The sequence below is a fragment of the Ruegeria sp. AA6 genome, assembly GCF_056542865.1.
On the sequence record NZ_JBQGAN010000037.1, the window covers coordinates 20511 to 30955 of the forward strand.

The 10445-nt window shown below is 58.1% G+C and carries 11 protein-coding genes; 3 read left to right on the top strand and 8 right to left on the bottom strand.

Features of this window, described 5'->3' with window-relative positions; all coding sequences use genetic code 11:
* Position 1 precedes the first annotated feature (1 nt).
* Positions 2 to 499 carry a hypothetical protein gene (locus ACR0LN_RS22325; RefSeq protein ID WP_480432826.1) on the top strand — a complete coding sequence of 166 codons (498 nt, stop codon included), beginning with the start codon at positions 2 to 4 and terminating at the stop codon, positions 497 to 499.
* Between the two features lie 7 nt (positions 500 to 506).
* Here the strand turns inward: ACR0LN_RS22325 and hemF are convergent, their stop codons facing one another.
* The 4 genes from hemF to clpS are packed head-to-tail and all read right to left on the bottom strand — an operon-like array spanning position 507 to position 3569.
* A complete protein-coding gene (gene hemF / locus ACR0LN_RS22330; protein ID WP_480432827.1) occupies positions 507 to 1391 on the bottom strand; it encodes an oxygen-dependent coproporphyrinogen oxidase in 885 nt (294 codons plus the stop codon).
* A 4-nt stretch (positions 1392 to 1395) separates the two neighbouring features.
* Positions 1396 to 2196 carry an SDR family NAD(P)-dependent oxidoreductase gene (locus ACR0LN_RS22335; protein WP_480432829.1) on the bottom strand — a complete coding sequence of 267 codons (801 nt, stop codon included), beginning with the start codon at positions 2194 to 2196 and terminating at the stop codon, positions 1396 to 1398.
* A 37-nt stretch (positions 2197 to 2233) separates the two neighbouring features.
* Positions 2234 to 3199: a class I SAM-dependent methyltransferase gene (locus tag ACR0LN_RS22340; RefSeq protein ID WP_480432831.1), complete on the bottom strand. Its 966-nt coding sequence runs from the start codon at positions 3197 to 3199 to the stop codon at positions 2234 to 2236.
* Positions 3200 to 3227: 28 nt separating this feature from the next.
* Complete coding sequence (clpS, locus tag ACR0LN_RS22345) at positions 3228 to 3569, bottom strand: ATP-dependent Clp protease adapter ClpS (protein ID WP_480432832.1); 342 nt, start codon at positions 3567 to 3569, stop codon at positions 3228 to 3230.
* A 93-nt stretch (positions 3570 to 3662) separates the two neighbouring features.
* Here clpS and ACR0LN_RS22350 point away from each other — a divergent pair, with 93 nt between their 5' ends.
* Both ACR0LN_RS22350 and ACR0LN_RS22355 read left to right on the top strand, forming a co-directional pair.
* Positions 3663 to 4364, top strand: coding sequence for an HAD family hydrolase (locus tag ACR0LN_RS22350; protein WP_480432833.1), 702 nt, complete (start codon positions 3663 to 3665; stop codon positions 4362 to 4364).
* 281 nt (positions 4365 to 4645) lie between these two features.
* Complete coding sequence (locus ACR0LN_RS22355) at positions 4646 to 6028, top strand: D-alanyl-D-alanine carboxypeptidase family protein (protein ID WP_480432835.1); 1383 nt, start codon at positions 4646 to 4648, stop codon at positions 6026 to 6028.
* A gap of 58 nt (positions 6029 to 6086) precedes the next feature.
* Here the strand turns inward: ACR0LN_RS22355 and ACR0LN_RS22360 are convergent, their stop codons facing one another.
* The 4 genes from ACR0LN_RS22360 to ACR0LN_RS22375 all read right to left on the bottom strand — a co-directional run bounded on the left by ACR0LN_RS22360 (position 6087) and on the right by ACR0LN_RS22375 (position 10007).
* The gene (locus ACR0LN_RS22360) at positions 6087 to 7334 is read right to left on the bottom strand and encodes a hypothetical protein (protein WP_480432837.1); all 1248 of its coding nucleotides are present in this window, start codon (positions 7332 to 7334) and stop codon (positions 6087 to 6089) included.
* 151 nt (positions 7335 to 7485) lie between these two features.
* A complete protein-coding gene (locus tag ACR0LN_RS22365) occupies positions 7486 to 8247 on the bottom strand; it encodes a LamB/YcsF family protein (protein WP_480432839.1) in 762 nt (253 codons plus the stop codon).
* A gap of 12 nt (positions 8248 to 8259) precedes the next feature.
* Positions 8260 to 9258: a 5-oxoprolinase subunit C family protein gene (locus ACR0LN_RS22370; RefSeq protein WP_480432840.1), complete on the bottom strand. Its 999-nt coding sequence runs from the start codon at positions 9256 to 9258 to the stop codon at positions 8260 to 8262.
* The gene (locus tag ACR0LN_RS22375) at positions 9255 to 10007 is read right to left on the bottom strand and encodes a 5-oxoprolinase subunit B family protein (protein WP_480432841.1); all 753 of its coding nucleotides are present in this window, start codon (positions 10005 to 10007) and stop codon (positions 9255 to 9257) included. Before ACR0LN_RS22375 ends, ACR0LN_RS22370 begins: the two co-directional genes overlap by 4 nt.
* Between the last annotated feature and the right edge of the window lie 438 nt (positions 10008 to 10445).

The window sequence follows — 10445 nt, forward strand, 5'->3', positions numbered from 1 at the left end:
GTTGGACCGCAGCAAACTTTACTCACTGGGTTTGCCTACTATGATCTTTGGTAAGATCAGTGAATTCGTTCAGGGAAATTTTACCATGCGTTTATTCAAAGCTTTTGGTGTTGGTGTTCTGGCGCTATTGCCCGCGACGGCGCTTGCCACCGGATTTGGGGTTGGGTTTGGTGTCAACCCCGCTTTTCGTACGACGGTTACCCCCTTGAAAGACGGCACCTATCAGGTCGCGGCGCATGGTTCGTCGGCAGCTATTGCCTACTGGTGTGGCATCGGTGATTTCGCGATCCGCACCCTGCGCCTGCCGACCAATCAACGCATTTATGTTTCCAGAGCGTATGAAAAGCAAACGAGGACCGTGCAGTTTTCGATGACAGCACCCGAAGGCGCCGATACTTCAAAAAGCTATTCGATCACAGTCAGCCGCGTTGGCGAGAATATGTCGGCCAGCGGAGCACAAAGCCATTGCTTCGACAACATTTTGGACTTTGGTTTCTGAGCGCGGCTCAGACCCACTTGGCCATTGGTGGCAGGCTCATCAGCACAGCATCTGGATCGTGGCCCGTCTCCAGCCCGAACTTGGTGCCCCGATCGTAGACGAGGTTGTATTCGGCATATAAGCCGCGATGCACAAGCTGTGTGTTCTTGTCATCGTCGCTGAATCCTTGCACGCGGCGCTTTTCAACCAGCGGTACGAAAGCGGGTAGAAAGGCGCGGCCGATGTCTTGTGTAAGCGCGAAATCCGCAGACCAGTCACCGGTGCAGTAATCATCCATGAATATCCCACCGACGCCACGGGCGCGCTTGCGGTGTGGGATATAAAAATACTCGTCCGCCCATTCCTTTAGTCGCGGGTAGTGCGCCGGGCCGTGTGGGTCCAGATGGGCCTTTTGCGTGGCGTGGAAATGCGCGGTGTCGTCATCATATTCGATGCAGGGGTTCAAGTCTGATCCGCCGCCGAACCACCACGCATGCGGTGTCCAGAACATGCGTGTGTTCATATGCACCGCCGGGACATGAGGGTTCTGCATATGCGCGACCAGCGAAATGCCCGAGGCCCAGAACCGCGGATCTTCGGTCATGCCCGGAATACCCTTGCGCGCGGCCATCGCCTGCTGTGCCCGTGCCCCCAGCGTGCCATAAACAGTTGAAATATTGACGCCAACCTTTTCGAACACGCGGCCCCCGCGCATCACCGACATCAACCCGCCGCCTGCGTCCGAACCATCCTCGGACTGCCGGGTGGTTTCTTTGACCTCGAACCGTCCGGGTTTGGCGTCTGAAAACGGCCCTGTTTCGTGGCTGTCTTCCAGAGCTTCAAAGGCAGCGACGATCTCGTCGCGCAACTGGCGAAACCAAGCGGAGGCGGTGGATTTTTCAGTGTCTAGCATTTCGTTAGTGCGCCGGTGCTGCAACGGGGTCCAGCAAGGTGCGACCTCCGTCAATGGTCAGGATTTGCCCGGTGATGAAACCGGCTGCGTCGGAAGCGAGGAACTGCGCTGTTTCCGTCAGCTCGGTCGGGGCAGCGATCCGGGCCAATGGGGTGTGTTTTTCGATATCGTCGCGGAAATCGCGGTTCTCTTTCAGGGTGGATTGCAGCGACGCACTCATCACCGACCCCAGCGCGATCGAGTTCACGCGAATGCGGTTGGGGGCCAGCGCCACAGCCAGCGAGCGGGTCATCTGGTCCAAGGCTGCGGTCGATACGGAATAGGCCATCAGATCGGGGTGGGTCCGCCGCGCGGCAATCGACGACAGGTTAATGATCGAGCCTGCAACACTGTCTTCGTCATCTCCGGCCTGTTTGATCATCCGTTTTGCCACAATCTGGCTCAGGCGCAGGGCGGGCATCAGGTTTTGGTTCAGCAGAGTGCGGACCGAGTCGTCCTCGACATCCAGCGGATCCGAGGGGATCACCTGACGCGCGCCATTGATCAGAATATCCACCTGATCGAAGGCGTCGATGGTGGCCGACAGAAGGTTCGCGATGGTCAGCTTTTCCCGCAAATCGCCCGCAAAGAAACGAATGTTGCCGTCGTCTGCCTGTTCGCCCAGTTCCTCGGCCAAACGCTTTTCGTCCATGTCGGCAAACATGACGTTGGCACCCGCATCGGCAAAGTGGCGCCCGATGGCCAGCCCAACGCCATTGGCCCCGCCGGTCACGATTGCTGTTTTGCCAGCTATGGAAAAGGACATGCGTTTCCTCCTGAATTTCGGGGCAGGTTAGCCGGGATCACCGACGAGGGCGAGAGGCGTGGAACACCTTGAACCGATTGTCGCCGACCCCTTCCTCGACATGCGCGAATGCCTCGGTCAGTGTCGTTTCATAGGGCAGGTGACGGTTGGCCACCATCCAAAGGCTACCGTTGCGCGTCAGGTTCTTGGCGGCGGAATTGATGAACCCCTGACCCAGCGCAGGTTCAGCGCTGCGCCCAGTGTGGAAGGGGGGGTTCATCACAACCGCGTCGATCGGTTCGGGTGCGCGCCACGTCACCGCGTCGGCCCAATGAAATTGCGCGCAAGGGTCTGACACATTGGCCCGGGCGCAGGTTAATGCTGTGTGGTCAGCCTCGACCAGATGCAGGGCTTTCAGGCCACCCACCCGCAACAACCCTGCCGACAGATAACCCCAACCAGCCCCCAGATCAGCAACCCGAGCGCCCAATTTGTCGGGCAGCGCTGCCAGCAGTAGGGCAGACGCAGGATCAATCCCGTCCGCAGAAAACACGCCGGGTGCGGTCTGATAGCCGTCTGCGGTCTGGTGCGCAGGGGCGGCCCAATCCTCGAACGCTTTCGCGTCAGACTGGAACCAGAAAATCTTGCCATGCGCTTTTGAAATCGGCCCCTCAACCGCAACGCGTTTGCGAATATCTTTCAGCAAACTGTCCACGCCGTCGGTTTTGGCACCGTCAACAACGACAACACCGCTGGCACGAGTGCAGGCGCGGTGGACCAAGGATCGGGCCAACGCTTTGGCGCGCGGCACAATAATGATCGCGTCTTGGCAATTCTCGTTCGCTTCTGCCACTACAGCGAAACCCTGTGCCGCGAAATGATCGTGGAAAGGTTTGAAGGGCTGCACGACCCGTGTCTCAGGCGGCAGCGCGGACAGGTCGCTGGCCAGTGTAGGCCCAAGCACCGTCAGCGGTTGCGACAGCGTCAGACCGCTTTTCAGGGCAAGATCAAGGCGAGGGGACATAAGCGATACTGGTCAGAGCGGCGCAGCCTTACTCTTCCCGTTCCATTGTGCATTGCAGGGGATGCTGGTGCCTGCGGGCGAAATCCATAACCTGGCCCACTTTGGTTTCAGCGATCTCGTGGCTGAACACACCAACGACAGCGACGCCTTTTTTGTGGACGGTCAGCATGATCTCGAACGCCTGCGCGTGGGTCATACCGAAGAAGCGTTCCAGCACGTGTACGACGAACTCCATCGGGGTGTAGTCGTCGTTCAACAACAAAACCTTGTACAGCGGCGGGCGCTTGGTCTTGGGGCGCGTCTCAACCAGGACCGACGAATCCGCATCGTCGTCCGATTTGTCAGACATCATCCATTGGTGTTCAAGCATCGCGTCCTACTGTCCGATTCAGGCTTCGGTTTATCTGAGCGCTTATATAACGTCGAACGGGCCAGAGAAAAGAGCCAGCAGGACGTAATCAACATGGGTCAGAACCTTACCACAATCGGCTTCGATGCGGATGATACTTTGTGGCACAATGAGCGGTTTTTTCAGCTGACACAGGCCCATTTCACGGATTTGCTGGCCGATCACGCCGACAGGGATCACCTGTTAGAGCGCCTGCTGGAGGCAGAAAAACGCAATATTCGGCACTATGGGTACGGAATCAAAGGCTTTGTTTTGTCGATGATCGAAACGGCGGTTGAGGTGACGGATGACCGTGTTCCTGCCTCGGTGATCCGTCAGTTGATCGAAGCCGGGCAAGAGATGCTGGCCCATCCGATCGAACTGCTGCCACATGCGCGTGAGGCGATTGAAGCCGTAGCCCAGACGCATCAGGTCGTGCTGATCTCCAAGGGCGACCTGATTGATCAGGAACGAAAACTGGCGCAATCGGGGCTGGGTGAGTTGTTTGACGGGGTCGAGATCGTGTCTGAGAAAAAGCCGCAAACATACCAGAAGATTTTTGATCAGTACGAAGGCGGGCCTGCCGCCGCGATGATGGTCGGCAATTCAATGCGCTCGGATGTGGTCGCTCCGATTCAGGCCGGGTGCTGGGGCGTTTATGTGCCGCACGGGCTGGTCTGGGAAATCGAACAAGCGGAAACGCCTGCACAGAACCCGCGATTCCGCGAGTTGAAGGATTTGGGTCAATTGGCTGCACTTGTTGGCGAGCTTGGTTGATGTTGCCGAATGGTCTCAGTTCGGAACTTTCCGTTCTGAGCGTCGGCACAATCTGGTCATTTTCGTGGATTTGGTGGTGGTGTGCGCGCCACCGACCACATGTAGTATGCGGTGCGCGGGCTCAATAAACCGCGAATACATGAGCTTTCTGTTTATTTCACCGGCCCCCTGTGCTAGCCTGAACGATAATAAAATAATTGTATTGCTGACCGGGAAAACCCGGCGGCGTGAGGTAGACAGAGGCAAAGATCGTGCAGGTTCGGCGGACAGTTCCGGCCCGAATGGGCTTATTTCTTATAGCATTCGTGTGGCTGCTTTCCTTTGCGCCGTTGCAAGGGTTGGCTGCGCCTTACGCGGCGATGGTGATCGACGCGCGAACCGGAGAGGTTCTGCATTCGCGCAACGCAGATACCCGACTACACCCGGCGTCACTGACCAAAATGATGACGCTCTACATCGCGTTCGAAGCGGTGCGGAATGGCGAGATCGAGTTGGACACGCCGGTGCGTATTACTCGGGCAGCGGCTGCTGAGCCGCCGTCGAAATTGGGTCTGCGCAGTGGCCAGACGATTGCTTTCCGGTATCTGATCCGCGCGGCTGCGGTGAAGTCGGCCAATGACGCCGCCACTGCCATCGGTATCGCGATCAGCGGCTCCGAGGCTGCTTTTGCTCGCCGGATGACGCGTACCGCCAAGGCGATGGGGATGAGCCGGACGACTTTCAAGAACGCGCATGGTCTAACGGAATCGGGGCACCTGTCGACCGCGCGGGACATGACCACGCTGGGCCGTCATCTGCTTTATGATTACCCGCAGTATTACAATCTGTTCTCGCGCCAATCGACCCATGCGGGGATCAAGACGGTTCCGAACACCAACCGACGTTTGCTGGCGGCGTATAAAGGTGCCGACGGGATCAAGACCGGCTACACCCGCGCCGCGGGTTTTAACCTTGTTGCCTCGGCCAAGCGTAAGGATGAACGCATTATCGCGACGGTCTTTGGTGGTAAGTCCGGGGCGTCGCGTAATGCCAAAGTGGCCGAGTTGCTGGATATGGGCTTCCGCCGCGCGCCTTCGCGCGCGCCGATCCGCAAGCCGGCCCGTCCGACTTATGCCGGGAATGCCGGTCTGGGCGCAACGGTTGCAGCTCTGACAGGGGCGCCAGCTTCCAGCTTGCGCCCAGTGTTGCGTCCGGGGCCGGGTGCTGCCGTGCAGGTGGCAGGCGCGGTTGCAGCAACTGCTGCGCAGAACGGTGCGCGTATTCAAAACGGAATTGCCGCGGCCATTGCAGCGGCTGATATCCAGTCACCGACCGACGACACCACACGACCTGCTACGCGCCCAAGCGATCTGGTTCTGGCATCGACCAACCCCACCGCACCGCCCGAGCCCGAGCAGGAAATCGTCACGCGCCTGTCCACATCCGGCGGACATCTTTGGGGTGTTAATGTGGGGCGCTACACCACTCGTTACGAGGCCGAAAAAGTCTTGTTGAAAACTGCCCTGTCGGAGATGACCACTCTGGAAGGTACGCTGCGCAAAGTGAACCAAAGCTCGCGTGGTTTCGAAGCGACATTTCAGGGCATGACCCGCGAACAGGCTGATCTGGCTTGTCGCAGGCTTCAGGCCCGGAATGTCACCTGTTTCATGATCGGACCATCATAAGATCCGACATGTTTTCTCCTGGATGGGTCTGGGCTGCGAGGAAACTCGCAGCCCTTTTTTAGTCAAATACCGCGCCGTGGTGGTATTGCTCGTCTTGTCCGGCCGCAGCCGTCAGGGCTGCTACGTTGTCCTTGGTGAAGAACCCATCATAGTGATGGCAGCGCTCGATATATTCGGTAATGAGCAAGGTGTTCTTTGAATGTTTAGAGAAGATCTGCTTGAGGTTCGGGTCGTCTTTGCATTCTCCTACCACGTGGGCGAGGAACGGCACGCCTTTGTCCTTGAGCGTATTTACCACGAAATCGACGTTCTTTTCCCCGGCGCCGTGATCGCCATCCTGAATCTCGACTGCCATGTGATGAAGACGGCGACCAAAGTTTCGGACAAAGTCCTCGGTCGGCATTGGCAGTTGCTCGAAGGAATTCACAAATGATGGCGTGTTGTTGGCGGTGAAAACCTTGGCGGGGGATTTCTTGTCATCATCCACATCCGCGTTCCGGTTCACATTGGTCGACGAGTTCATGTCAAAGATGTTGTAAGCCCCCCAGAAGTAATAAGGCACCATAGTCAGAAATTCGAGGATCGCGTCCTCACGCTCACCGGCCAGAATGCGGGTGGCGAGGTGGTCGATGCCCAGCATTAGCCGGGCGATCTTGCTGTCCGCTCCGAAGGCTGCGGCCTGATCCAATTGCGCCTGTTCTGCCTCGCTCAGCAGGACGCGATCGCCCAGACCCAGACTGTCGGGGTCATTGAAGTCCAGCGTGGAATATCCGACCCGGTTGCAGGTGAAATCCGACGGGGTGGTGAAGCGGAAACCGTCCAAAGTGTAGAACGGATTTTCAGTGTCGCCACTATATTCAAAGCGGATATTCTGATCTTCCAGTGTCTTGGTCAGGGTATTCAGGTCGGTCGCGCCGTAAATCTCTCCGACATAGCGGGTTTGCGGAGTGTTGCGGGCCAGTGGGTACATCCGGTTGATGCGGGGAATAAAGTCCTCAAAGCTGGGGCTAAGCGGGGCCATTACGATCATAGCCGGGTAGTCGGAATGCGAATGCAGGACCGAAAATTTGTGAGTTTGGCCCAGATAGGTTGCCGTGTGGCGGTATGGTGTCATCACATACAGCTCGATCAGCGTATCGAACAGCGCCGCGGTTTCCACCTGCAGAACGATGGCTCGCATCGCGCTGACCTGATCCGCGACACCCGAGCTGGTGCGCCGTTCGTAAATCTTCGGCAAATACTCTTGAAAGAAGTCCGAGTTCTTCTTGTCGCCGCGGGGCTCGTAAGACATCAAATCGAAAGACATGAATTTCCCTCCTTGCGCAGGCCCGGTGGTATGCGGGCTTGGCCCTGTGTGAATTTCCAATAATCAGAACATGCACTTGCAGGCATGCTAGGGTCAGAAAACCGCGTGGGCAACAGTAAGAAGGTGGGGCGCCAATCTTATGTCGAGATGACTATCGAATGAATTTTGTCACCTCGACCCCGCCCGCGATCAGGTTCTCGCGCACGGACCGGGCAATCTGCACCGCGGTCGGGCCGTCCCCGTGCAGGCAGATCGTGTCGATCGAAGTTTCCAGTCGTTTGCCGGATTCGGTGATTATAGCCCCTTCGCGGACCATGTTCAGGATGCGCGGCCCAGCAAGCTGGGGGTCGTGGATGACCGCGCCGGGCAGGCTGCGGTCCACAAGCGTGCCGTCGTCATTGTACGCACGGTCTGCAAAAATCTCTCCGACCCATTTGCAGCCCAGTTCGCGCACGGCCTGTTCCTGTTTCGTGACAGCCAGAACCATGATGATGATGTCCGGGTCAACGTCCAGCGCGCCCTGATAGCAAGCCCGCGCCATGTCGATATCGACCGAGCACATATTGGCCAGCGCCCCGTGCAGTTTCAGATGTCGGACTTGCGTCCCGACCGCCTTGGCCATTCCCATCGCCGCGCCCAATTGATAGCGTACCAGATTGCGTAGGCCGTCATGCGGCACTTTCATGTTGCGGCGACCAAAGCCTTGAAGGTCGGGAAAGCCGGGATGCGCACCGATGCCGACGCCGTTCTCAGCCGCCAGAGTCATCGTCTGCGCCATCACGTCCGGGTCGCCCGCGTGAAAGCCGCAGGCGATGTTGGTCGAGGTGATGATCTTCAGCAGGCTTTCGTCGTCACCCATCTTCCAGGGGCCAAAGCTTTCCCCCATATCGGCATTCAGATCGACGCTGGGCATCAGCAAAACTCCTTATTCGGTGGCAGAGATCATTCCGCCGATCAATTGGTAGGATAACAAGTCCGGGATGTCATGAGGATCACGGACCAGAGGTTCAACTCGCGTTCGCATTCGCGCCAGATCGGACAGATATGCCGCGTGCAAGGCGACAGCTTGTTCCATCGAGACGAATTCGAACTGCACCTTCCCGCCTGCCGGGGTCTGCGCCGCACGGGGCAGGTCGCAGGGCAGGACGGTGGCGATCCGAGGATAACCGCCCGTGGTCTGGCATTCAGGCAATAGGATAAAAGGATTCCCGGTCCCGGTCATCTGGATGTCTCCGGGTGTGATGACCTCGGACAAGATGTTTAACTGACCTTTGGCGGCAAAGCCTTCGCCGTCGCTGTCCAACTGCATCCCCATCCGGTTCGCCCGTGCGCCGCGCCGGAACGTGGTCTGAGTAAAGCGATCCAGTGTTTCCTGGTCAAACAGGGGGGTCTGAAAGCTGGCCAGAACCCGAAGGGTGCCTCCGGCAAGCCGGTCGTCGAGTCGCAACTTTAAACCGGCGTTGCCCGATTGAAGGCCGATCGGCAGCACATCCCCCGTCTCAACAGTGCGCCCGACCTTTGCAGTCAGGTGCGTAGAGCGAGATCCCAGGAACACCAGCGTTTCAATTCCCCCGCCGACATGAAGGTAGCCGTAATTGCCACGCTTTGCGGCCCCAATGGTCACTTTCTGGCCGGCCTCCATGGAATAAGAGGCATTCCAGATAATAGGGGTGCCATCAATGCTCGCCTGCATAGGCGCACCGGTTAGGGCGATGTTGACTGGCTGCGTCGCCTCAAACGTGCCGCCCATCCCGGCCATCTCCAACGCGGCGCAGTCCGGGCTTTGTCCCAGCAAAGCCGCTCCTTCGTGCAAAGCCAGTTGGTCCGCGGCCCCGGATCGCGACAGACCCTGATCCAGATACCCTACGCGGCCCTGATCCTGTACTGTGCAGGCCGGACCTATCGAGTGGACGATCAGGCTCATGCCGAAATCTCCTCGCAGGTGGCCCCGCCCGAGTCGTCACCGGTCGCTTGTATGGCTGCCAGTTCTTCGCGCGTAATAGGAAGGAACTGCATCTCGTCGCCCGGTCGCAATGCAAAGCTCTTCTCTGCTTTCGGGCGGAAGCACCGAAAAGCTGTTTGGCCCACATGCCGCCATCCCGTCGGCGTCGGGCCTGAAAACAGCACAAATTGCGAAATCGCCAGAACCAATGCGCCTGTCGGCACCATAGGGGTCAGTTCCTTGAGGCGTGGTATGTTGAATTCCGGCCCAAGCGGTCCAAGATAAGGCTGCCCGGGTGCAAAGCCGATGGTCAGAACACGTACGCGTGTTTCGCTCAGACGCCTCACCGCCTCTGCCGAGGATAACCCGGCCGCCGCCGCGGCCTCATCCAATTGCGGCGCAAGCTCGCCTCCATAGACAGTGGGTACACGCCACAATCGCCGCCCAGCAGGCAAAGGCGCGCTATACCAGTCGTTGCGCTCAAGCATCTGTTCCACACGCGCACGGATTTCCGAATGCGGCAGGGTCAAAGGATCAAACCTGACATAGGCTGAAGCCAAAGAGGCGGAAGTTTCAATCACACCGTTCCAACCCAAGGAGTCGATCGCGTTGCGAAAGGCCAGAGCGGCCCGGTTGGACGGTTCAGCCATCGCGTCGTCAAATGAGATCAGTAGGCCGTCTAGTCCAACGGTACGTATGCAGGGAAAGGTGGCAGTGTGTGTGGGTGTCATATTACAATGTATCAAGACGCATCGTTCCGGCGAGGTGACCGTATCCGCGATCAATGCGCAAGACCTGAGAGACGACCTTTCACTTTTTCGTCCTCCAAGAGTGCGACAACTCCGGGGATTTGGTCGGATTCTGAATCGGTTCGAGCGCTCCGACTCGGCGTCGCCTTGTGGCTGTAGTTGGCAGACTTACTATATATGGGGTGGGCTGCGACTCGATCATTTGCTGGCCGTTCGGCTCGCGGCTGCCTCTGCGGTGTTTCTTGGAAATTTGAAGCCCATGAGTGCGACGTAATAATTTGATATATTTATGAAAAATACAAAATCGCAAAAAAATCGCGCAAGACGTGATTTTCCACTTGCGGCTTTGTTTGGTTATCCTTAGAACCCCCTTCACCGGCGCTGCTGAGGCGCTCGGGACGCGGCGGAAGCGGCGGGGAC

Excerpts from the sequence above, each read along its gene's own strand:
- ACR0LN_RS22340 (WP_480432831.1), bottom strand. The coding sequence starts at position 3,199 with ATGTCCCCTCGCCTTGATCTTGCCCTGAAAAGCGGTCTGACGCTGTCG.
- ACR0LN_RS22335 (WP_480432829.1), bottom strand. The coding sequence starts at position 2,196 with ATGTCCTTTTCCATAGCTGGCAAAACAGCAATCGTGACCGGCGGGGCC.
- ACR0LN_RS22350 (WP_480432833.1), top strand. The coding sequence starts at position 3,663 with ATGGGTCAGAACCTTACCACAATCGGCTTCGATGCGGATGATACTTTG.
- ACR0LN_RS22365 (WP_480432839.1), bottom strand. The coding sequence starts at position 8,247 with ATGCCCAGCGTCGATCTGAATGCCGATATGGGGGAAAGCTTTGGCCCC.
- ACR0LN_RS22355 (WP_480432835.1), top strand. The coding sequence starts at position 4,646 with ATGGGCTTATTTCTTATAGCATTCGTGTGGCTGCTTTCCTTTGCGCCG.
- hemF (WP_480432827.1), bottom strand. The coding sequence starts at position 1,391 with ATGCTAGACACTGAAAAATCCACCGCCTCCGCTTGGTTTCGCCAGTTG.
- ACR0LN_RS22375 (WP_480432841.1), bottom strand. The coding sequence starts at position 10,007 with ATGACACCCACACACACTGCCACCTTTCCCTGCATACGTACCGTTGGA.
- ACR0LN_RS22360 (WP_480432837.1), bottom strand. The coding sequence starts at position 7,334 with ATGTCTTTCGATTTGATGTCTTACGAGCCCCGCGGCGACAAGAAGAAC.
- clpS (WP_480432832.1), bottom strand. The coding sequence starts at position 3,569 with ATGCTTGAACACCAATGGATGATGTCTGACAAATCGGACGACGATGCG.
- ACR0LN_RS22370 (WP_480432840.1), bottom strand. The coding sequence starts at position 9,258 with ATGAGCCTGATCGTCCACTCGATAGGTCCGGCCTGCACAGTACAGGAT.